Source organism: Rheinheimera tangshanensis, assembly GCF_014645135.1.
GTDB classification, from domain to species: domain Bacteria; phylum Pseudomonadota; class Gammaproteobacteria; order Enterobacterales; family Alteromonadaceae; genus Pararheinheimera; species Pararheinheimera tangshanensis.
The window spans coordinates 1-23423 of record NZ_BMLH01000001.1 but is presented as its reverse complement, the minus strand read 5'-3'; the positions used below and the strand labels follow the sequence as shown (position 1 = coordinate 23423).

At 47.8% G+C, this 23423-nt stretch carries 17 protein-coding genes; 5 read left to right on the top strand and 12 right to left on the bottom strand.

All coding sequences use genetic code 11. The features are described from left to right. Positions 1–271 precede the first annotated feature (271 nt). Entirely contained in the window at positions 272–1192 is a 921-nt protein-coding gene (locus IEW88_RS00085) for a DUF6492 family protein (RefSeq protein ID WP_147905412.1), read from the top strand. A 63-nt stretch (positions 1193–1255) separates the two neighbouring features. Here IEW88_RS00085 and IEW88_RS00080 read toward each other — a convergent pair whose 3' ends face one another. From IEW88_RS00080 to IEW88_RS00045, 8 genes are all read right to left on the bottom strand, one after another. Further along, positions 1256–1480 carry a hypothetical protein gene (locus tag IEW88_RS00080; RefSeq protein ID WP_053422668.1) on the bottom strand — a complete coding sequence of 75 codons (225 nt, stop codon included), beginning with the start codon at positions 1478–1480 and terminating at the stop codon, positions 1256–1258. A 161-nt stretch (positions 1481–1641) separates the two neighbouring features. Continuing rightward, complete coding sequence (locus tag IEW88_RS00075) at positions 1642–10173, bottom strand: Ig-like domain-containing protein (protein WP_147905411.1); 8532 nt, start codon at positions 10171–10173, stop codon at positions 1642–1644. Positions 10174–10199: 26 nt separating this feature from the next. Next, the gene (locus IEW88_RS00070) at positions 10200–11066 is read right to left on the bottom strand and encodes a sulfotransferase family protein (protein WP_221411462.1); all 867 of its coding nucleotides are present in this window, start codon (positions 11064–11066) and stop codon (positions 10200–10202) included. 169 nt (positions 11067–11235) lie between these two features. Continuing rightward, entirely contained in the window at positions 11236–11781 is a 546-nt protein-coding gene (locus tag IEW88_RS00065) for a phage tail protein (protein ID WP_147905410.1), read from the bottom strand. 11 nt (positions 11782–11792) lie between these two features. Then, positions 11793–12314, bottom strand: a complete 522-nt coding sequence (locus IEW88_RS00060; protein WP_147905409.1) for a phage tail protein — start codon at positions 12312–12314, stop codon at positions 11793–11795. A gap of 13 nt (positions 12315–12327) precedes the next feature. Continuing rightward, positions 12328–12864 carry a phage tail protein gene (locus IEW88_RS00055; RefSeq protein WP_147905408.1) on the bottom strand — a complete coding sequence of 179 codons (537 nt, stop codon included), beginning with the start codon at positions 12862–12864 and terminating at the stop codon, positions 12328–12330. Between the two features lie 71 nt (positions 12865–12935). Then, positions 12936–13223: a DUF6916 family protein gene (locus IEW88_RS00050; RefSeq protein ID WP_147905407.1), complete on the bottom strand. Its 288-nt coding sequence runs from the start codon at positions 13221–13223 to the stop codon at positions 12936–12938. A 133-nt stretch (positions 13224–13356) separates the two neighbouring features. Further along, positions 13357–13866: a GNAT family N-acetyltransferase gene (locus tag IEW88_RS00045; protein WP_147905406.1), complete on the bottom strand. Its 510-nt coding sequence runs from the start codon at positions 13864–13866 to the stop codon at positions 13357–13359. Between the two features lie 101 nt (positions 13867–13967). On the opposite strand from IEW88_RS00045, the gene IEW88_RS00040 reads away from it, so the two are divergent. After that, complete coding sequence (locus tag IEW88_RS00040; RefSeq protein ID WP_147905405.1) at positions 13968–14735, top strand: hypothetical protein; 768 nt, start codon at positions 13968–13970, stop codon at positions 14733–14735. Here IEW88_RS00040 and IEW88_RS00035 read toward each other — a convergent pair. Genes IEW88_RS00035 through IEW88_RS00025 form a run of 3 tightly spaced genes read right to left on the bottom strand, consistent with a single transcriptional unit; the run spans position 14702 to position 18355 of the window. Continuing rightward, on the bottom strand, positions 14702–15817 hold the full coding sequence (locus IEW88_RS00035; protein ID WP_147905404.1) for a hypothetical protein: 1116 nt from the start codon (positions 15815–15817) through the stop codon (positions 14702–14704). The two genes, IEW88_RS00040 and IEW88_RS00035, sit on opposite strands and share 34 nt — an antisense overlap. Further along, positions 15817–17790, bottom strand: coding sequence for a phytanoyl-CoA dioxygenase family protein (locus tag IEW88_RS00030; RefSeq protein ID WP_147905403.1), 1974 nt, complete (start codon positions 17788–17790; stop codon positions 15817–15819). The genes IEW88_RS00035 and IEW88_RS00030 overlap by 1 nt, the downstream gene beginning before the upstream one ends. After that, positions 17771–18355 carry an aspartyl/asparaginyl beta-hydroxylase domain-containing protein gene (locus tag IEW88_RS00025; RefSeq protein ID WP_147905402.1) on the bottom strand — a complete coding sequence of 195 codons (585 nt, stop codon included), beginning with the start codon at positions 18353–18355 and terminating at the stop codon, positions 17771–17773. The genes IEW88_RS00030 and IEW88_RS00025 overlap by 20 nt, the downstream gene beginning before the upstream one ends. A gap of 126 nt (positions 18356–18481) precedes the next feature. On the opposite strand from IEW88_RS00025, the gene IEW88_RS00020 reads away from it, so the two are divergent. Beyond that, a complete protein-coding gene (locus IEW88_RS00020; RefSeq protein WP_147905401.1) occupies positions 18482–18958 on the top strand; it encodes a hypothetical protein in 477 nt (158 codons plus the stop codon). Positions 18959–19016: 58 nt separating this feature from the next. On the opposite strand, the gene IEW88_RS00015 is transcribed toward IEW88_RS00020, so the two are convergent. Then, positions 19017–20468, bottom strand: a complete 1452-nt coding sequence (locus IEW88_RS00015; protein ID WP_147905400.1) for an FG-GAP repeat domain-containing protein — start codon at positions 20466–20468, stop codon at positions 19017–19019. A 161-nt stretch (positions 20469–20629) separates the two neighbouring features. Between IEW88_RS00015 and ylqF the strand changes: the two genes are divergently transcribed. Both ylqF and IEW88_RS00005 read left to right on the top strand, forming a co-directional pair. Next, entirely contained in the window at positions 20630–21565 is a 936-nt protein-coding gene (ylqF, locus tag IEW88_RS00010; RefSeq protein ID WP_053422678.1) for a ribosome biogenesis GTPase YlqF, read from the top strand. 40 nt (positions 21566–21605) lie between these two features. After that, positions 21606–23270, top strand: a complete 1665-nt coding sequence (locus tag IEW88_RS00005) for an amidohydrolase (protein WP_147905399.1) — start codon at positions 21606–21608, stop codon at positions 23268–23270. Positions 23271–23423: the final 153 nt, after the last annotated feature.

Here is a 23423-nt window from a genome sequence, read left to right as displayed (position 1 = left end):
TTTACCTCTCCAAAGCGGGCTTAATATGGCAAAGAATTACAATTGCGCAACATTTTTGTTTGATAGCCATTCTGGGTTGCGTATAAAATCGGGTTTTGTATATCACGCAAGCTTAATGTATTGTTCAGTGGCTTTTATCACACCCCATGTAAAACGTAATAACGACAGTTAGACGAGCTCCGACTATTTGCGTTCTGCAAATTGCCATACTGAGATCAGCATTTTTCCAAAGGGTTTAGTTAAAAACCTGATTATATAACAGGAGTTTAATATGGCGATTAGTGCAGTTTTGCCATTAAAAGCAAGTGGTAGTTACGACGTCAACGACTTAAAACGCGCTCATATCTTATTTACTTCCTTGCAGACTTTTGTCGCTGCTGGAACTATCTCTGAGATTTTCGTACTGGTTCCGGCCGCAGAAGTAGAGTTGGTAAAACAGGAATATGCCTGCTGGCAATCGCTGAACATCAAAGTGATGGCGGAAGATGATTTACTGCCGGAATTCAAAAAGTATCCAAAAATGCGTGGCTGGCGTAAACAGCAACTGCTGAAAATAGCTATAGCTAATTTAGTCGAAAATGAGTTTTATCTGACGCTCGACGCTGACGTGATTTGCCTGAAACCTTTGGATGAAAGCAAGCTTATTATTGATGGCAAAGCTTTATTACAATACGAACAACGAGCACAGCACCCTAAATGGTGGAAATCCTCTGCCCGTATTCTGAATATGAGCCCTGACGTGGGACCAAAAGATCTGGGAATGACGGTCACACCAGCTCTGATGTCCAGAACCTTAAGCCAAAAGTTGATGCAGGAGTTATCACCCAACAAAGCAGGTGAAAACTGGGTCGATGCCTTGTGCTCATTGCATGACCCGGCGGATCCGAGAAACTGGTGGATAGGTCGTTTCTTAAAACTGAAGTGGACTGAATATTCGCTGTATTACCTCTGTGCTATGAAACTCGGGCTACTGGAGCACTACCACGTCATTGCAGGTACAGCGCAGACTCCAGCTCTGCTGCTGATCCATGATTCACACCCTTATGAATCCTGGAATATAGCGGGCAGCTTTGATTTGGCTAATCCTGGATTGTTTTGTGTGGTGGGCAGTAAAACCCGTTTACCACCTAAAGAAGTCTGGCAGAAAGTAGCTCCTTTTATTCAGGGCTCTGTTGTACAGCCTCCGCTCTGAGCTCAATGCATATCTGTTCTAATCGCCATGCTGCAGCAAAAGAGCAGCATGGCGTTGCCTTGATCAGTTATAGGATTTGAAACGTGCCGCATCTAATATCGCAAACAAATGAGCGATAGCTCCAATAATAGCCGGAATAATTAACCACCAGAGCGCATAACCTACCACCGTAATAGCGAAAAACAGTATAGCTGCAATCAAACGCCCCTGTAGCAACTGGCCTAAACCCGGAACAAACAAGCTACATAATGCGGCTAATACATTGCCGCCCGATCCTTGTCCTGACATATCTTTTACTCCAACTCACCTTTCAATCCAGCTTAACATAACAAAAGACTCAACAAAGCAGCAGACTTTATTTGTCACAAAACATAACGGCAGGTCCGCCCGCTTGTAGAAAAACAAAAAGGGCGGAAAAACCGCCCTTTTGACTTTACCACAGCACGAGGTTAAAACTCGTAGCGCACGCTCAGCAACCAACTGCTGACATCATTCGCCTCAAGCTCCAGTTGCTGATACCCCAGACCAAATTTCAAATTATCCGACAGGCTATAGTTCAATTGCACCCCTAAAAACCAGTCCGTGCCATTCGTCTTCGAATACAAGGTACTATTGCCCCTGCTACTTTCAATTTCGCTGTCCCATCTGAACAGCCCAACCGGCACTTCCACATTCCACACATCGTTTTGCCACAGCGCAAAGCGCGCAGCTGCAGTCCAGCCATCCACCAGGACCGGACTGACCGCCTTAACCAGTTCGTGGTATTGCTCCGGGGTCAGACTATCACCACTGAGTTGAGCGCTGGCTGCACCTAAATCCTGGTAACCCATTTCCACAGCAAAATAAGGATGCAACTGATAACCCAGGGTGATGCCATACAAGCTATCGCTGTCATCAAAGGCTGTGATAGTGCCGCTTGGTAGTTCTTCTACCAGGCGGTTTTGTTTCTGATCGGCTGTGCTATGCCCAACTGAACCTTGCAGGTACCAGTCTTGCCCCTGACTCCAGGGGCTGAACGCAAGCAGTGCAACAGCAGCCACACCCATAACTGAACGGCGACGCAACATCACAGCTCCCGCTAACACCATTCCCATCCACCAGGTCATACTGCCCCCACTTGATTTGTTATTCACGACCACGTCCTGATAAGCACGCACTGTCACACTGACCGAACCTGTGGCTGAATCGCCAGAGCTGTCTGTCACTGTGTAGCTGATGGTATCCACCCCATTAAAACCAGCTTTGGGTGTGTAACGCAGGCGTTGGTCGGCCTCAATACTGACCGTTCCTTCCTCTGCACTGGCTGCGGTCACAGTCAGTACATCACCCTCTGCATCTGTATCATTGGTCAGAACCGCTATCAGTATCGCTGTTCTGTCATCCGTAGATGCACTGTCATTCACGGCAACAGGTGCAGTATTGCTAAACACGTTCACTACCAGTTCACTGCTTGCTGTACCACCTTTACCGTCGGTGATGCTATAAATCACGGTATCAGTTCCGACAAAGTCTGGGTTTGGTGTGTAGCTTAACTGTTGGTCGGCCAGAATGGTCACAGTACCGAAGCTACTGATAGCCTGATTGACGGTTAACGTATCACCATCAACGTCAGTATCATTTGCCAGCACATTCACATCTATACTGGTGTCCACCAACACCGAAGCTTCATCCGCTGCAGCGACCGGCAGGTTATTACCATTGAGCACAACAGCTACACCACCTGGGTCGACAATAGCGCTGTTGGCAATTCCATCAGCATCGTTCGGGCCACCATCTTCGACTGTGACCTGCACACACCAGTGACCTTCGGTTAAACCTTCAGTCCAGACCGCATCACCAGGAGGAGGACAGAAACCACGTTCACCCGCCGTACTGGAGACGGAGTTACGCTCATTGCTGACAAAATCAACCCAACCTGTTACATCGCTGAATTTACGATACACCGCATTTGCAGGTACTGGTAAACGTTGTGGGATCACCAGGCTGTAGCTCTTACCTTGTTCAGGTAAACCGTAGGCGATAAAGTCAAAGATACCGCCAATATTCACCGCTACATTATCTGTAACAACGGCATCTTTGGCGATCTGCAAACCACCAGCATCGGTTTGTGCAGCTACAGTACCCAAACGTAAACAGACTCCAGGATCACCTTCAGCCACAAACTGAGTTTGTCCAAGCAGCTCTGTCGGCATCACGTTACATTCGTTAATTGCATCCTGATAATCAGGAATACCATCACCATCTGAATCGGCAAAACCTTCCTGGTCATCTGGCACTAAGTCTCCGTCCGTATCAGCAGAGCCCAATGTCGGTAAGTTTGGCCGAAGCACAATAAAGACTCGGGATGTTGCTGATAAATTTGGCGTACCATTATCTGTCGCTGTGTAACTGACCAGATATAAACCAGGACCTTGTTCTGTCGGATCGAAACTTAATTGGCTTTGATCTGAGGTTACATTCGTCAGACGGCCAAAGTCCCAGACTCCAGTCATTTGATCCTGAGGATTGGCATCAGTCACTGTAGCTGTGACAGTCACCACACCATCACTTTCACTGACAGTCAGACGGTTTTCACCATTCTGCTGCACCTGTAAAGACACCACAGGGGCGACATTCGCTTCACTGACCACAATACGACTAGTGCGTTTGCTGCCACGATTGACGCTGCTATCGAGCGTAATCACTATGTCTTCAGGTGAATCTGCCAACGCATCTTCCAACACGTTAAAGCGGATAGTTGTGCTCAAGCCTGAACTAATTTCTGCAACACCAGATACCAGCGTATGATCATTAGCACCTGCACTGCCGCTGACAGTGTAAGGGACTGACACCGGATAAACAGGAGCCGGACCGTTTAGTATCACCTGAACTTCAACTTCACTGCCTTCGGTCACCAGTTGATCTTTGCTCAGGGACACCAATGGATTGACCCGAACCCGCTGCGCTTTCGTGGCAGTATTGCCATCCGCATCTGTGGCTTGCCAGTAGACGATATGCTCGCCAGGGGCGAAGAACAGACTACCATTGATCAGCGATACCCTCAGACGACGACCATTACGGTCGACCGCTGTTGCAGTGCCAAGCGGTACACGGGTAAACAGCGCAGTTGCATTCACTTCGATGTCTGCAGGTACGGTAATCACCGGCAGGTTTGACGCTGCCCCCCCTTCAATAATCAGGTTCACATCAGCAGTATCACGTCCGCCGTTACCATCAGTCAGGGTGTAACGCAGACTGACAGGGCCAACATACAGATCTGGTGTGGTCAGAGTTAAGCCCTGAGCATTAAAGACGACAGTACCTACGGAGGTCGAAGCACCATCTATAGTCAGAGTGTCACCGTCTACGTCGCTGTCATTGGCCAAAACCGCCAATTGATACTGGTTGCTCTCAACCCGTTGCAGACTATAACTGTCATCTTCAGCCAGCGGATTGTCATTCACCGCAGTTACTGTGATAGCGATAGTAGCGGTCTGAGTACTGAACTCTGAATCACTGGCAATATAACTAATACTGTCAGTACCGTTATAGTTTAGCTCTGGTGTATAAATTAACTGCGAGCCTTGCACCACAGCAGTACCATGAGCAGGCTGATTCACCAACTCGTAAGTTAATGTATCATTTTCCGGATCCTGCACCGCAAGCGTAATGCGTAAGGTAGCGTCCTCTTCAACAGAAGCCGTTGAATTACTCGGATTAACTGGCTCAGAATTATAACGTTTCAGCACTGTATCAGTAGCTGCTGTCCCCACATTACCTAAAGTGTCGGTTAAGCTGACACTGAGTTGCAGCGTGCCTTCGGCCAATGCCGTGACATTAATGCCTGTCACTTGCTGAGTGGCGCTGCTTACAGTACCTGAACCTGTCACCGAATTGGTGCCGTCGGACACGCTGTAGTTATAGCTTGAGCCCACTTCAGCTCCGGCAAAGACAAAACTCATCGCAGCCTGATTGGTCGCGTTAATACGTTCCTGAACTATAGAGGCGCTATATCCGGCTGGCGCTAACAAGTCTATGGTCAGTTCATTGCTGGAAGCGTCAGTACCAATGTTTTCCTGAGCATCTGTAGCAGTAACAACTACATCGTACACACCATTGGCCAAGGCGGTCAGCTGATTATCAGCCAGAGTCCAGCTGCCATTGCCATTGTTGGTTGGCGTCAGAGTTTGTCCTGCCACCGTTAGACTTAAAGTAGCGCTGGCATCATCCACAGTACCAGCTAAAGCAGGAGTTGTATCCGCAGTGGTTAACGCTGTCACTGTGACCACAGGAGCTAAAGAATCCTGAGTAATAGTGGCTACATCCACAGCAGAGGAGACATTGCCTGCTTTGTCTTTTGCGATCACAACAAAGTTGTTCTCTGTATTTGTTGTCAGAGGCGCAGCGAATGACCAGATACCAGTGGTAACAGCACCCACTTCCGCACTGGCCAGCACAGTACTGTTATCTGCAATTCCGTCATTATCAGAGTCAGCAAACAACTCCACAGTTACGCCATCTTCACTATGAGTACCTTCGATCAGTTGGGTCGAAGTACTCACAGAAACAACTGTCGCCGGAGTTGTAATCGCAACTGTAACCGGAGCAATAGAATCCTCAGTAATAGTGGGCACATCCACAGCAGCTGACTCATTGCCAGCGGCATCTTCAGCGACTACCACATAGTTATGTGCTGTATCTGCGGTTAAAGCTACGTTTGGTATACTCCAGTTACCATCAGCGTCAACTATTGCATGCCCAATATCATTAACTGGGTCATCGGCTGCACCATCATTATTGTCATCGACATATAAGTTAACAGTCACGCCTATTTCGCTATGCGTACCTTTAATTTCATAGCTGGCAGCATTTACAAAGACAGCAGTAGCAGGAGCTGTGACTACAGTCGCAACAGGGTCAGTGGTGTCGACCTGAGCATTATCATTATTAGTTCCCGCAAAAGTCAGGACAGCGTCATTATTACCTGAATCACGAATGGTCGTGGTATTGAGGATTAAACTGTTCGCCAAAACCGCAATCCCTGAGCTGTCCGTGTTCTGGCCCGCTAACACTGTGTAGCGATAAGTCAGGCTTGAGGAGCCAGTACCACTGAAATAACCTGCGACTAAATTGGAACCTCCAATCTCGATACCCAACGTAGCATCAGTGCCTGTGACCGTTACAGTATCATCGAATGTCACAGTGAAATCTATGGTCTCTCCGGCTTTGTAGTTGCCATCCGCAATAGTCACTGTGGTAATAGCTGGCACATTGGCATCTTTAGTCACAGTATCTGTCACAGCTGGAGTACTGACGTTACCAGCTGCGTCAGTTAAAGTCAGGCTCAGAGTTAAGGTACCGTCATTTAATCCACTAACATCAACAGCTATAATTTGTTGTCCGGCAGAGGCAACAACAAAACTGTCGGTTACAGCTACACCACCGCTATTACTGTTAATGCTGTACTCTGCCGTTGCTCCAGTTTCTGCACCAGAGAGAGTAAAGCTCACGGCAGCTTGGTTTGCGTCAGTAATAGGATCCTGATCAAAAGAGACACTACTAATAGCTGGCGCTGTTGTATCAATCACTATCGCCAGAGGGTCTGAATCCACACTTTGGTTACCTGCAATATCTGTAGCCATCACCACAAGATCGTGATTACCCGCAGATAAACTAGTCAGGTTCAAACTATAAGTTCCGTTGCTATCCGCGTCTACATTAGTTAAACCGCCATCAAGGCTGGAACGTGCTCTTACACTGGCATTTGCCTCGACAGCATTACTGGCACCTTGCAAGGTGATATTCTGCAGTTTAGTCAGATTATCTGAATTGCTGTCACCCGAGTCCGAGGCATCTGCTAAATCGGGAGTCGCAGGTTTAGCTGGGGCTGTTATATCAATAGTTACAGATAAACCTGAAGAAGCTACAGACTGATTGCCTGCTGCATCCGCCGCTTTAGCCGTCAAGGTATGGCTACCTTCACTCAGCGCTGGACTTACTGTAATGCTCCAGTTCCCCCCTGTAGCCGTGGCTGAGCCTAAAGACGTTATTCCGTCCGTAGCATATAAAGTTACAGTGCTACCCGCTTCTGCTGTACCAGTCAGCGTAGGTGTAGTGTCATTGGTGATATTGTCGGTGGAGTTAGCGCCAGTATCAGAGCCTGCCGCTAAATCCGGGGTTGACGGAGCATTGGGAGCCTCAGTGTCAATCACCAGCGCTTTATTTGCCCCTAATGAACCGGCAGCACCAGGTGTTGGCAAGGTCAGAGTGGCATCATTATTTAGTGCATCACGCAGTGTTGCGCCATTGGCCACAAGAGCTGCTGTACTGAAATAATCCAGATCCGCGCTGCTGTCCCCTGCCTGTACTGTGTAGCTAAAGTTGAGTGTAGTGCCAGGCGAACCTGAGCTATAGCTGGCGGTTTGATCTGTGCTACCGGTTTCAAGCACTAAGCCAGGAGTGCCGCCACTGACGGTCACGGCTTCATCAAAAGTCACCTGAATACTGATCACTTCGCCCGCTTTGTAGCTGCCATTGCCTTTCGTGGAGCTGACATTAGTAACAACAGGACCGGTATCATCTACATCTGTGACTGCAATACTAAAAGTCTGGTCGGCGAATAAAGAGCCATCTGTTGCCCGCACTGTAATGTTATGGCTGGTTGCTGTTTCATAATCCAGTAAGCTGCCATCCAGCACAGTCACCACACCAGTACTGCTATCAACAGCAAAACGACCACCGGCATTGTCCGTCAAGCTGTAGCTGACCGAACCATCCGGATCAGTGGACGAGGCAGTAATACCCACAGTGGTGCCATTCGTTGCATTTTCTACCACAGTATCACTAGCGCCATTAGCATCCACAGGAGTGCTGGGGGCATCATTCACTGCCGTTACAGTCACAGTAGCGGCAACAGATAAAGCCGTGGTGTCAACCCCGGTGTTAGCTATTCCACCGTTGTCTTTGATGCTGGTTAAAGTTACAACCCTGTTAGCTGCTGCAGTTGGGGTTTCACTCGAATTACGGTAACTCAGGTTATCTACCAGAGTTTGTGCCACAGCAGTAGTCCAGCTCCCTGTTAAAGTCACAGTAGCAGTTGAGCCCGTCACAGCGACACTATAGCCGACTAAATTACCACCCGAACTAGTACCTGAAGTGCCATTGGTCAGTGCGACGTCAGTGCCATCTACTCTTAGTAACTCACTGGCTCCATCAGCCAGGTTAGTCACAGTCAAAACTAACTGGTTGATATTCTGACCGCTCTCTATTGTGCTGACAGATACAGCACTGAATAAATCCACAGCCGAACCATTTTCTGTATAGGTGGGAGTGCTGCCTGTAGCTGTCAGGGTCGGCGCATCGTTGACCGCCGTTACGCTGACGGTCTTGGTAGCAGCGGTGCTGTTGTCTGTGCCATCATTGACGACAAAACTGATGGTACGGTTTGTCGTATTTGGGTCGTCCGACGTATTGTTATAAGTTACAGAACGCAGCGCTGTTTGATACTGAGCAAGCGTGGCTGAGCCAGTCAGAGCTAATACCCCAGTTCCTGCAGTATAAGTTCCGGAAATACCATTTTGATTGGTAAAACTCAGCACATCCTGGCCGGATTGAAAACCTCCGGTAATAGATACAGTGGCTGACGCCATATCAGTGAGATCAGTATCTGTGACAGTCAAACCACTATCAATAGCCACAGCAGTGCCTTCGGTAAAAGCCGTGGTTCCACCTGATGTTGTAGCAACAGGGGCGGCGTTAGTAGCACCAACGCTATCGAAGGTGATCTTCCTGATGCTTCCAATAAAACCATTTTGGCCGTTCACAACAAAGGGCGCCCATGAATTGTTAGTAATTGTCATGGATGTGGCGCCAGCGGGCAATGAACTTAAATCAATTATTTGTGTAGTATAGCCAACGGCAGAACCATCCTGAATATTGAAATTCACACTACCACCAGCATTTGTAGTAATGGTTGCCGGATCGCCCACATAAGCGTAAATCTCTATTGAGGCTGGCTTAAATTCGCTGCCATCGGTAAAGCTCAGTGTGATAGATTTTTCCGAAAACCCAACAACAATAGCATCCGCGTTAGTTTTCGCCTCAGTACTGTTATATTCCCCATTAATCGTCAGAGTTTTACCTCCGAAACTAACCTGCGCATCAATGTTTGCAGCTGCAGCATTGTTGGATCCATAGGGTGTAAACCGTCCATTATTAGTTCCTGCCGTTGTCACGGTCCAGGTCGAATACTCAAAAACTACCGGGGCTAATGTTGCGGAAAAATCTTTCAGTGCTTTTTCAGAGAAGGCTAATTCAGTCTCGATATTGCCACGCTGAATTTCCAAATCCCAATCGCCGCCCTGCTCGGCATTGCCCGTTTTATTATCTGATGCAGCTACATCAACATGAGTGTTACTGCGGATAATATCCAGCAGATCTCCACCATTATCGCCACTTGCCACATCACAACCATAGAGAATCAAATCGGCGCCATGAATTAAGGCGGCATTTAATGAAGCAAAGGTGTCTTTTTCGCTGGTGAGCACCGCAGAATCTACACGGCTGTTACCCAAGAGCAGTACGCCCTCTTCCGCATGCGACACAATATGCAGGCTTTTTAAGCCTTGGTAATTTTTTAATATTGCGTTGAGCTGCGCCAATCCAGGCTGGGCAGAATCTATTTCAACAATATCGACACCGGGTTTAACGGCACGGTAAAACACCTGTTTATCCGGCACTGCCGCATCAATAATCATCAGCTCACGCACAGGCTGGGCTTTTATTAATTCAGGCCCTGCATCAACCTGTGTGGCTAAAGCCGCAGTCAACACTGGCGTTCGTGGTTGATGTTGCAATGACCCAGTTAAATAATTGGCATAAGGCCGCTGTTCGGTCGCAGCCAGATAACTGCGGTGGCTGGTGCTGTAACTGGTAGCCGGCATGGCATAAGAGCCAAAAGGCAACAAAGCCACAGATAAATGGCGTAATACTTTGGTATCCATAAGTCCAATCCTTGTAGCTGAGCACCTTAAAGCGCAGCTGACGACTTTTTATTAGCGATGATGGCTGCAGCAGTTCCCGTAGCGTCCTGCCAAAAATCCATCTCCTGGTACTTTACAAATAAATCCGGCGGCAAAATGCTGCGCCGACTTTTAAACTCCACCTGCTTTTTCACTGCATGCAGGCCTTTTACCCCAAGTTTTTGATCAAACTCATTCTCTTCGTAGTCCACCTGGCTGAAGTTATGCACAAAGGTGGGCTCACCAATAAACTGATAAATCAGCTCCAGAGTACGCTCCGGGTGGCGGGTTAAAATATCGTAATCCACCAGCAACAACCGGTCAGAAAACTCGCCATAATAGGCTTCTTTTAATGCGGTCCAGGCTGAACCCATAGAGCCACCCACCTGAGCTAAAGCATCACAACGGCTGTACACCGTCTGGCGGGACGCAGGGTTAAACATCCGGCTGTAGTCAAAAGGGTTTTTGCGGTAAATGACTTCAAAGCTATCCATAATCCAGGCTGGGTTACGCACGCAGCAAATCACTTTAAAGTCATCAAATAACTCGACCATCTGGTGCAGCCGGGCTGTCCAGTGTCTGTTGGTATCAAAAATAATCGGCTGGGGTAAATCGGCGTAGTAAGCGTCGAATATAGCGCGACAAATGCGCTTCTTTTTTGCTTCATCAAAAAAGCTGTGTGACTCGGTATTGGCACCCATTTGCTCTAAGGCACCATTGACCAGCCCAGCGACTGGGCTGGACATAGCGGCCCAAAAAGCAGGATTCTGCCGGAGTATACCAGCTAATAAAGTAGAGCCTGAACGCGGCAAACCGGAAATAAAATGAAAACGCGCCACTGCAAATCCCTGTTGTACTTCTGTGAGCCAAAGCAAGTTCAGCCCCAATTCATTTTGCCTAAATTGTAATCACAACAGGTACTAGGCGCCAGTCCTAAATGAAAATAATGGAAAAATGCTTAAAAAACATACTGACACAATTAAAAAGCTGCAGTAAGTTGATAAAAATATCAGCTTACTGCAGCTGAAGAGCTCAGTATGTGCTCTAGTTACGGGACGGGAACATACCAAATAATGCAATACAAAATGGGATCACCAAAAAAGGCTGGCGGTTTTCATGCGCCGCACTGCTGCCTGAAAGACTAAGCATAGTCGGCGCTAAAGGCACTAACTGATTAGTCAGGTTGCTGTAGGCATTTTGCCTGGTTGTACCATCAGATTGCTCTGACACAGTCAGGTATCCACCAGTGCCAGTTACTGCAATATTAACTGGAGCGCCAATTTTTACTGTCATCAGATGGTTATGAGCAGGGATCTCGGCCTGAATTAAGCTGACAGTGGCGGCCCCATCGGACTCCCCTATAGCACGGGGGGTTAAACCTGGCCCATTGCCCTGATGCATCATGGCGCGGCCTTGCAAATTGGGTAAACCAAAATTACTGGTGCCATTGCCGCCATAATTCACACCTAATAACGAAAACAATGCGGTATTTTGTTGAATAGGCATTAACTGACCAGCACAGTAAGCAAAGTTGTGTGGTGCAAAACTATAAGGAAACTGCCGGATTTCCCCCACAAATGGTTCTGACATAACGCATCTCCTTAGTTACGTGAAGGGAAAATACCCTGTAAACATAAAATAAAACTCATGGCTAAAAAAGGCATCATATTTTCATGCGGCTGACTGCCGCCAGTATTCCCTATTGCGTTAGGTAACAGCTGCCCAGTTCGCTGTACTGGTGTTGCCGGAGCAAAATAATGATAGCCCTGACCAATCAGCTGGCCTGAAGGGGTATTCAGATTAGCTTCGGTATTAGATACAGCTACTGTGTGGGTATGGGCAGGAATTTGCGTGCCCAACAAAGTCACAGTTTCAGTGCCATACATTTGGCCCTGCACTCTGGCGGTTAAACCCGGACCAGTACCCTGACCTACAGGGATACGACCTCTGGCATCTGGTGCATTAAAGGTATTCACGCCATCGCCACCATAGGTTGTGCCTAACAGTGCATAGAGTGCGTCGTACTGGGAAATGGCCAGACTTTGACCATTGCAAAAGGCCCAGTCTCTTGGTGCAAAGGTGCCTGCGAAGACACGAACTTCACCCATAAAAGGTGCTGACATAATTTGGCTCTCCTTAATTACGGGATGGGAATACGCCCTGCAGGGCAATGGAAAAACGCAACACTAAACTGGGTTGCAAATTACTGTGTGGTTGACTACCACCCGTTTCAGACAAAACATCAGCAGCCAAAGTCGTCAGATTACTGTCCGGGGCCACATAATAAAAACCAGAATCAGGTTTGGCACAGATATTAGAGCCGGCTGGCGGATTTGGGTTGGCTAAAGTACCAGTGTCATTCTGTGCAAAAAAAAGATGGTTATGCTGCGGCAACTGGGAAGTGATTAGCGTCACATTCTCCAGGCCACCAGTTTGACCTGAGTTGTAGGTAAGACCTGAACCAGGGTCTGTGCCTATACCTAAAGGCGTTCTACCGCGATAATCCGGCAATCCGAAGGTTGTAGTGCCGTTGCCACCAAACACAGTACCTAATAATGCAAAGAGGGCCTGATTTTGATTAATCGCCACCTGCTGACCTGAGCAGTCAGTCCAATGCCGTGGGGCAAAGGGGATGGCGAACATTCTGACTTCACCTATATAAGGCATGGACATAATTATTGTTCTCCTAAGGTTAGAGGAAACACGGCAAAATCAGGTGCAAAACGCGGCTCACCTTGTGCGTGTCAGTTCTTTTTGCGCGATACCACAATTTGATACTTATCTGCTGCATAAGGCGACATAAACAGCTGCACTTCGCCAAAAGACGGGTGGCTAAACAGATAATTACCACTGGGACAATGCACTTCTGCTGCACTGCTCAGGTCAACCGAAAAAGCTTCATAGTCTTCGGTTGCAAAGCGGGGTAACGAAACCTTGTCTACATTGAGCTGAACCACATTGTTACTACCATCCTTTAACTGGATTTGCTGGTTCAGTAAGGCAGTTAATGTATCGAAGTTAAATTGATGCATTCTAGTTCCTAAATACTATGACCCTTTAGTAGCGCCAAATCAGCTTAGAAAAGTAAGCAAATAAAAGCCACTAAAAACTATAGATTTTAATAAGTTAATTTAAAAATCTCACACTACATCTTAGAGTTAACACTCAAATAATGATTTTTTGTAAGGCAGGCGGATACCAGATCATCAGCTCGTAAGGCTGTTGCACCGCTGTTGTGACAAAGCCAAGCCGCTGATACAAAACTTTGGCTAGGGTATTTTCCTGTAACACAGTTAAGGTCATAGGCACAGCCACTGCAGCTGCAGCCTGCTGAAAGGCCTGTACTACTGCAGCCCCTAAACCTTTGCCTCTGGCCTGCGGTATTAAAGCTAAATCAATCAGCCGCACTTCGTTTGGACCAAAGTCCAGCGTGGCTTTGCCTATGGCTTCGAGATGTTTTTCGATAATAAAATACATCGCATTCGGGTACGCCTCACCGTAGCCTTGTGTCTGAGCTCTGAATTGCATTTCCATCAGCTCAGCTTTTTGCTCTGCGGATACATCCATCAGCCCCAAATCGTCCCGGGTGGATTGGTACAAGGCTTCGAGAAACACCTTGTCTTTGCCATTGGCTGGACGCACTGATAAGCCATCGGGTAATTGCAGCTTTTGCATAGCATATCCTTGTTTTATATTATATTTTGGCTCAGCATAACCAAGCGTATTTCAAATTACCAGCCTGTACTGACCAGGCAAAACCATGCAAGGGACACCTAATGACTGCATATTTTGTTCTGTCCACCGGACGTTGTGGCACCCAATGGCTGGCTGAAACTTTGCAGCTGTGGTCTGACACTTTTGTCGTGCGGCATGAGCCTCTGCATTTTCAGTACAGGCCGGATCTGAACAGCCCGTCAGCACCGTTGGCGCATAATGCCGAACTGCTGAATGCACATTTGGACTTTATCCAGCAACAAATAGCTCAGGGTTACACCTACATTGAAACAGGTTTTCCGTGCTGGCGACATTTGGATTGGTTTAGACAACATTTGAAACAGATAAAAGTGGTACATATTCATCGTGACCCGCTGCAGGCTGTGCATTCTTTATTAAAGCTCAATGCCTTTGTTCCGCCTTTTTTGCCCCATTTGCCAATCAAAAATTTGTATCTGCCCTCAGATGAGCAGGATTTACTGCTGCAACATAAAGCGCTTTGGTCTGAATTAAACCCGGCGGAAAAAAACTTATGGTACTGGGCTGAAGTTCAGCATCAGGCTTTGCGTTATCAACAACACTGGCCTGAAGCCGACTGGCTGAGTCTGAGTTTTAGTGAGTTGTTTTCAGCCAAAAGCCAGCAGCAACTGGCCACTTTTTTAGATACACCCACCGCCAACTACTGGCCTGCACAACAGAAGGTGGATCAATTTGGTTTAGCTATGCAATCACAGCCATTAGAATTTCCGCGGCTCTGTCAGTTTGACGAGATCGCTCAGTTGGCAAAGCATCTGGGTTATGCCAGCCCCTGGCCTGATAAAAGCTCATAGCTGTTCTCCAGTCGCAGGCGGATAAGCTGTTGTTGTTCTGATGTGAACTGCGTTGCCGGGTTTTGTGTGGTGGCAACAAAGACAGTCTGCCTTGCCTTGGCATCCATAGTCCGGCGTTTTTGCCAGTGCTGAGCCTGCTGTTGATCCAGTGAAATGCCCAGCAGTGTTGCAAGCTCAGCCGCAGTGGTTTGTACCAGTTGCCGATAATCCAGCACCAGCACTGGCTTTTCCTGTTGTAATTGCAGCATAAAATCCGCCATCCGCCGGACCACTTCAACTCTGTATTCCAACAAGCTCAGCCCTTGTTGTATGCCGGACCAAAGCTCTGGTTGTTGCCGCACCATATGTCGGCCCGATACACGCTGATGGGAAGCCAGAATAGCTTCAGGTTGGCGAACCAAACCCAGTAATTTGCTCTGTGGAAACACCGCAATCCATAACCGCCAGTGCTGCAAATCCCAGGCATTGCATTTGATCACCAGCTGTTGCTCCTGATGCCTGAACCTGCCCTGCAACCGCACCAGCAAATCCAAACACAGCGCCTGATAAGCACTCAGTTCAGGGTCCTGCAGCACATCGCTGATCAACATAGATTCTGACAACACTTTCAGCTCCGGTTCCAGCATCAAGCAGCCCGACACCAAAGTGGAACCACACCTGGACCAATGGAAAATCAGCAATTCTGGCTGCACCACGGGCAGGCTCTGCAATTGCGACAATAATGGCTGCAGTGAGGTCACAGGCCGGATCAATTGTGCTAATAAACTTTGCCGCCAGATCACCAGATCATCTTCTAAAAATGGCTGTTCAGGTTTTTGAAAGGCTGGGATCCATAACAGCTGTTGCCCTGCCCTTTTGTAGGCATAAGGAAACCAGCACCGGCTGAATAACTCCAGATCCGGCTGCAGCGGCTGCTGGTTCTGCTCGCGTAAAAACACCAGCAATTGCTGAAAATCCAGCTCAGGCCAGTGTAAAAACTCCGCCATCAGGCTGACAAATTGCTCCAGTCCTTCACAACCCCACAAAGAGCGCAACTGCTCTTCATGGTGCAATAACTGATGATACAGCTGTGCTTTTTCCATCAGACTTTTGCCGGGTACATATTGATGTAATGCACCATACGCGGCAAATGATGCAGGTTACGACTGGCGCCATGAGGCAAAGCCTGATGCCAGATAATTAAATCGCCCGCTTTGGCTGCTATGGCTTTGACCGGCCAGTCGGCCCAGTTTTGCTGTTGCAACTCCATGGCAGATTTGCCTGAGTCTTTGATCCAGTCATCAATCTTCAGATGAAAACCTGGCACACAACTAAAAGCTCCTTGTTGCGCTTCAGTGTCTGTTAAATAAATCAGCCCTTGGGTGGCATAAGGGATAGGCGTTATCAGTTCGACATCCCAATGCATATCAGGGCCGGGGAAAGACCAAAACGCTGTTTCCGGCGGGTTAAAACTGACTCTGTCTGTGGTCATTACCAGGTCAGTGCGCTGCCAAAGCTGCTGGAATATCTGCCGGATCAGCGGCACCTCGCGATTGGCATCCAGCACAGGATGGTGAAACAGTTGCAACATAATTTTCTGCATTTTGTCGGTTTTCTGATACCAGCTGTCTGGCTGATTTGGATCGGCCTGTAAATACTGCCAAATCACCTCACGGCTTTGCCGGCATTGCTCAGCGCTTAATACAGCGGGGACCACCAGATAACCTTCCCGTTGCCAGAATTCCAGCTGTTCAGCATTCAGCACCTGTGGCACAGGTCCGTTGGACTGTTGTTTTAAGTCCCTTAATTGCTGATTCAGTGCATGGATATCCAGTTGCTGCAGATAAGGCGTTAAAAAGGCAATAAAGTCACTTAATCTGTTACTGCGATGCAAGGCCTGAATACCCGGTTCCAGGCCAATACCGGATAAATCCAGCAGAGCTTTATCCAGTACCCACTCATCCGTCACATCGGCCTGCAGCTTTTTATAGCGTTTAAGTACAGTTTTTTGCCACAACCTTTTGGCATGGAATAAACCAGCACAACTGGTATCCTCACTGTCGCATAAATCTGGCCATAACTCGGTGTACTGAAAATCAAAATCCGGTTCGCCTAACTGCTGATACTCAAAGCGCACAACGGAAGCGGGCTGCAGCATCAGCCGCTGTTTATAACGGGGTAAAGTGAGTTGCGACTGTTGCTCTTTAAGCCAATGCTGCCGGTACACCTGCACTTCTGTGGTTAACTTCAGATCCACAGGCCCGGCTTCAAACTCAGGCAATAACAGCTCGCCATAAAAAGCCGACTCATCGCCAGAAGCTAAAGTGTGGCATAAGGCTAAATCCAGCGTAAATAAGGGCCCAAGCCACTGCTGTTTTTTCTGCTGTTGTTCAGTCCACTCCAGATACGCATCCAGTTTAATTTGTTGTGGGATCAGCTGGCCTTGTAGTGCTAAAAATTGCTGCAAGTGCCGAAACACCTGCACCTGAGGCTCTTGTTGCAGCAGATGTTTCATCGTCTCTGACAGGATCAAATCAAAGTATTGTTCCACCTTAGGTTGCCATGCAGTGGCATCGGCACAAACCCAGTCGCAGATCCGATCCGATACACCAAAATGGCCAGTCAGACGTTTCAGACTTTGTAATGACCACTGATGGATGTCCAAAGCTGTGACCTGCAACTGCTGTGCAGTAAACAGAGGTAGCAAAGGTAATAACAACCAGCCTAAAGGCCCTGTGCCTGCATACAATAAACGCACAGGCTGAGTGGGCGTCAACTGGAGCTGATCACAAATAGCCTGATACAGTCCCTGAGTGAAAACCCTGCCACGCTCAGCATCTTCCGCACATTGAGCGGCAGTAGTAGGCGAAACCGCCTTGCCATAAGCTGTTGCTGTTGCGTCTGGATCAGTAAAAAATTCCGGATGTAATTCAAGGTCGATCAGCTCACATAACTGATGCAATACCGGGTCCACCAGCTGTTTGGATAAACCTGAGGACGGGCAATCCAACAAAGCCCGGCCAAAACGTTCCAGATCGGCGCAGTTAAAACGTTGTTTAATGTGTTGCACTTGCATAAACCTGCTCCTTCAGCCAAGGGGTCACGACACAATCCAGCACCAGATTAATTCTGCTGTTGGCCCCCAGGTTTTCGACACTATGCGTTTGATCCGCATTGATGTACCAGATTTGCCCTTCCTGCATAGGCACTCTTTGCCCTGCGACATAAAAATGCAGCAGCGGATTGGACTGCAGACACAAATGCAAACGGGCTTCGCCCTGCTCCAGGCACAGCCCGTGATCGCGGTGAGGTTTGATCACAGCCTGTGGCTGTAGCCGCATTAAACGGGCTGCTTTGACCGGGCAAGGCCAGGAGGCAAGAAAGTGTTTCAAGGCTGGAGCCAGTTCAAGCACCGGTAAATCCACCCAATGCTCAGCGTCAGTGTGGGTAAAACTTTGCAAAATACTATGGGCATCTTGATGCTCAGCAGCACAACGCAGTGGCAGCACGTCCCATTCGCCCTGATAATCCCGCCTGTTGACGTGCTCTGTCCATGGCTGCGCTTGCAGCTGCGGCAGTTCCTGTTGGATTTGCTGGTAATTCCCCGCGTATCCAAGCAAAGAAAAATGACAAATACTCATAGCTAAATCACTGGTTTTCCTCTATAAAATTCAGACTAACAGAAAAAAGGAACAAAGAAAGCTCTGGCCGGAAAATTCCTTTCGCCAAAAAGGCATCCCTTAATTTGCAGCAAAGGTATGGATAACATGAATGAGTTAGAACAGGTGCTGGATTTTTTCAATGGCATTGGTATTAGCTATCAACTGCAACCTTTGCCTGCTTCCGGCTTTTTACCCGGTGTTCTGATCAAAAACGGTACCTTGCTGATTGACCCTGAGCAACTGAGTTATCCGGGGGATTTATTGCATGAAGCCGGGCATATAGCAGTGATGCCGGAAGCAAGCCGGCATCTGTTAAATGACAATGTCAATGAATCTGCCAATCAGGGACCAGCCGAAGAAATGGCGGCCATTGCCTGGTCCTGGGCAGCTTTAGTGCATCTAAATTTACCACCGCAGTTTTTGTTTCATCCGGCTGGCTATAAAGGCGGTTCGGATTCGTATATCGAAGCCTTTACGGCAAACAGCGGTTTTGGCCACCCCATGTTGAGCTGGTATGGTATGTGTAAACCTGCCGGCACCGAGGCAGGTTATCCTCAAATGAACCTCTGGCTCAGGCCATAAAAATAGGGTCAGAACACATTGGTTATGCGTAACTAATGTGTTCTGACCCCGTTTTCAATTATTGTTGTAGGATAAAATGCAGCTGGTTTCTCACGGCTTCCTGATCTAAATGGGTAAAAGGCAAAATTAAATCCATTTTGCCGTTTTGGTCTAAATCTGCTGTAGATGCCAGCATACCGTTCAGCGGTATCGCCTGTTTTAATCTGATACTTTTGCTGCTGAATAGTTTTTCTTTGGCGCTTTGATACAACTTCAGATGATCCTCATCCCCAATCAGCAGTAAAGCGGGAGTCTGCTCTGACACTAATACTTTCAGTACAGGTAAATTGACCTGTGCATTGCCAATACTGACCTGAGCTGTAGCATCTTGCCGGTACACTGGTTTATCAGGGAATTTGCCGCTTTGTAGCTGAGGGAAAAATTGTAGTTCCATAGTGGCAGTGCCAGCCAGTAAAGCCCGCACCAAAGTACCAATACCAAATTCAGCAGCAGGGGTGGAAAAATCCAGTTTCTTGTCATTATTTAAATCAGTAAATTCAGGTTCAGACTGAATGCCTTTGGTATTGATCCGCGCATCTGGCTCGGCCTTAAACTGCAACTGGCCCTGATCAATACTGCCGTAATGAATACGGTAGCTGTAACTTTGCTCCACTGCGTCGGCAAACTGCTCCTGACGCACTATGATGTCAGCGACACTGTCGTTATTTAAATCTTTTACATCATACAATCTGTTGATGGATAAGCCTTTAAAACTGCGGCCATCTCCACCTCGAACCTCAGCTAGCGCATCTGGAGTTAAACCCAATCCAAGCTGGATAGTCTGAACCTCGGTAGCAAAACCCGTCTCCGTTTGCAGATACAGCAGCAGGCTATCATCTATTGCAAAGGCAATATCAGTAAGTCCATCTGCATTCCAATCCAGAAAGCGCGCTTTACGGATACTGTAATCCGGGTTTTCATCAAATAAACGCGACTTCGCATCCACTGCCAGAGAAAACTTAGTAAAACTACCGTCCTGTTGCTGCATGTAGACATGATGAGCATTAAAGTCAGGCACTATAAAATCGGATAAAGTGTCGTTGTTAAAGTCGTAAACAAAGTCCAGTTTCAGCAATCTTTTGCTATCTACAGTGCGATACAAGGATTCGGTATTCAATAAACGTCGCCAACTGTTGTCTTGTGAGTTAAATCCGCTGATACCCTCAGTCCCCAACACCACGAGTTGCTCATTTAGTTGACCTTTGAGCTGGGCTTTATGAAAAAACTGGGCTTGTGTTGGCAGAGGTACCTGTCTGGCGCTGTTGGTCGTTAAGTCAATCCAACTAAGCCAGCGGCTATCGGAAGAATGACCTGATTGCACTAGCGCTTTAGCGCCCGGAATAAATAAGCTATCACCATTAGCCGGATGTTCCAGTTGTACCCGGACTTGCTTAAATTCTGACGCCATTAATGGTTTTATACTGATAGCGACAACGGCAACCAACGCAGCAAGATACTTCAACTTCATCATTCCCTGTGACTCCGATTTATACTATTCAGGATACTTCTACGCAAAAAGCTGCTAATCGGAGGTTTAAGGCTTAAAAAAGTTCCTGCCCGGCCTGATAACAGCGTAAAATATTGAATTATTTCCTGTTCCAACCGCAAAGCGGCTAACCCAAGAGAGTTTGTATGTCAATCAACTGGTTCCCAGGCCATATGCACAAGGCCCGTAAAGAAATTGCCGAGGTTATGCCGCAGGTCGATATCATTATCGAAATGCTGGACGCCCGCATTCCTTTTTCCAGTGAAAATCCTTTGGTGCCAGAACTGCGCGGTGACACACCAGTCATTAAAGTGCTGAACAAAGCGGACTTAGCAGACCCTGCAGTGACTGCGTTGTGGGTTGAACGCTTTGAACAAGAAAAAGGCATTAAAGCCATTCCTATTAGTCAGCAAAACCCTGAACAAATCAAGGCTTTGTTGCAGCTTTGCAACCAGATGTTACCCGATCGGAATTTAGATATACGCGGCGCCCGCGCCATGATTATGGGTATTCCTAACGTTGGAAAATCGACCATCATCAATACATTAGCTGGTCGTACTATTGCCAAAACCGGTAATGAAGCGGGTGTGACCAAAGTGCAGCAACGCATCAAGCTGGACAACAATGTGATCCTGACTGACACCCCAGGTTTTTTATGGCCCAAGTTAAGTCCAGCCAGCTGTGGTTATCGTCTGGCAGTGACAGGAGCTATCAAAGACACGGCTTTTGACTATGCCGATATCGCAATTTTTGCTGCAGATTATTTGCTTAAAGCTTATCCGCAACAAGTCATGGCGCGTTATCAGTTAAAAGAACAGCCAGAAAATGATGTGGCCTTGCTGGATGCCTTAGGTGAACGCCGTGGCTGTATGCGTAAAGGTGGTGTGGTTGACTTACAAAAAGCAGGCTCGATTTTAATTACTGAACTTCGTGCTGGTCTGTTTGGCCCTGTCAGTCTGGAAACGCCAGACATGGTGACAGAGGAATTGCACAATGCTAAGTTAGAGGAAGCCGTCAGAGCTGCTGAAAAAGCCGAACGGGAAAAAGTCCGTCAGCAAAAAGCTAAGAAAAAATACCGTTAGCCCGGCAGGTCCGGCGACGGACCAACCAGGAAATTCTGTTATGCGTTTTTTTACTCCTTCACTCTTTAGTCTGTTATTTATCGCCAGCGGCTCTTTATCAGCCGCCCCCGTAGTGCTACACAATATTCAGGGCTACGGCTTTGATGACAAAGGCAATATTGCCCAATTCAGCCATTTTGCATTTGATAACCAGTCAGGCAAAGTGCTGGCTCGTGGCGATAAAAGCGCAGTCGCGGCCTATAGCAAGGCGGAACAAATAGATGGTAAAGGTCAGACTTTATTACCGGGTCTGATCGACGGCCATGGTCATGTGCTGGGTTTAGGCCAAAATTTGAATAGAGTCGATTTACGCGCCAGCAGCAGTGAAGCTCAGGCTGTGGCGCAAGTGGCTGCTTTTGCCAAAGCTCACCCACAATCGCAATGGATTTTAGGCGGAGGCTGGAATCAGGTGCTCTGGCCCACCCAGCAGTTTCCGGGCAAAACCCTGCTCGATGAAAGTATTAAAGATAAACCCGTTTGGTTGACGCGCGTTGATAGTCATGCAGGTTGGGCCAACAGCAAAGCCTTGCAATTAGCAGGCATCACCAAAGAAACTATAGACCCGCCTGGTGGTGAAATTATCCGGGACGCTGAAGGTAATCCAACAGGTGTTCTAATAGATAACGCTATGTTATTGCTGGAAAAGCAAATTCCACAGCAATCTGAAGCCGAACGTTTAGCTGCATTAGATGCCGCTTTTGAGCACTTATTGGCTTTAGGTATAACCTCGACTCACGATGCAGGTGTGGATCAGGCGAACCTGCAAAGTTATCAGCAACTGCGTAAAGACAACAAACTGCCGCTGCGTATTTATGCCATGTTATCGGCTACGGATCCGAATTTAGCCGACTGGTTAAAAGCTGGTCCTATGCTGGATAAAGACGACATTTTTGTTGCCCGTTCAGTGAAAATTTATAGCGACGGCGCTCTGGGCAGCCGGGGTGCAGCTTTAATAGAACCTTATTCTGACCAGCCTGGCCAAAAAGGTTTATTTGTCACCCAACCAGATAAGTTAACAGCAGTGATGAAGCTGACACTGGACGCAGGTTTTCAGACCAACGTGCATGCGATAGGTGATTTAACCAACCGACTGGTGCTGGACAGATTCGAACAACTGGCAAGCAAAGAACAGCTGCAGCAAGGCCGTCACCGAATCGAGCATGCACAGATTGTTTCACCTAAAGATATTCCACGTTTTGCAGAGCTGCATATTCTGCCCGCGATGCAGCCAACCCACGCCACTTCAGATAAAAATATGGCTGCCGATCGCTTAGGTATAGCCCGTTTACGTGGCGCTTACGCCTGGAAGACTTTTGTTGATCAGGGCAGTCGCATAGTTGCAGGCTCAGATTATCCGGTGGAACTGGCGAACCCTTTTTACGGTATTCATGCCGCTGTGACACGGCAGGATCAGCAAAATCAACCTGTAGGTGGCTGGTTGCCAGAGCAGCGTCTGACCTTAACTCAGGCGTTAAAAGCCTTTACAGTGGATGCGGCTTATGGCGCATTTCAGGATCAAAGCATGGGCTCGTTAACCCCTGGCATGTGGGCTGATTTTATTTTGATTGACCGCGATATTTTCAAAGTAGCCCCGGAAACATTATGGCAAACCAAAGTGCAACAAACCTGGGTAGCAGGACAACAAAAATATCAGGCCTCAATGTAGGCTTCAGGTAAGAAGGTGTAACCCAAATTAATTGGAGTTGCAGCAAGGCGACAAGTAAACGAGTCCCCGGGAGCATAGGCCACTATGTGACCGGGGTGAGAGCGCGCAGTCAACGCGGCTGCGGCTTCAAGTAAGAAGGTGTAACCCAAGTTA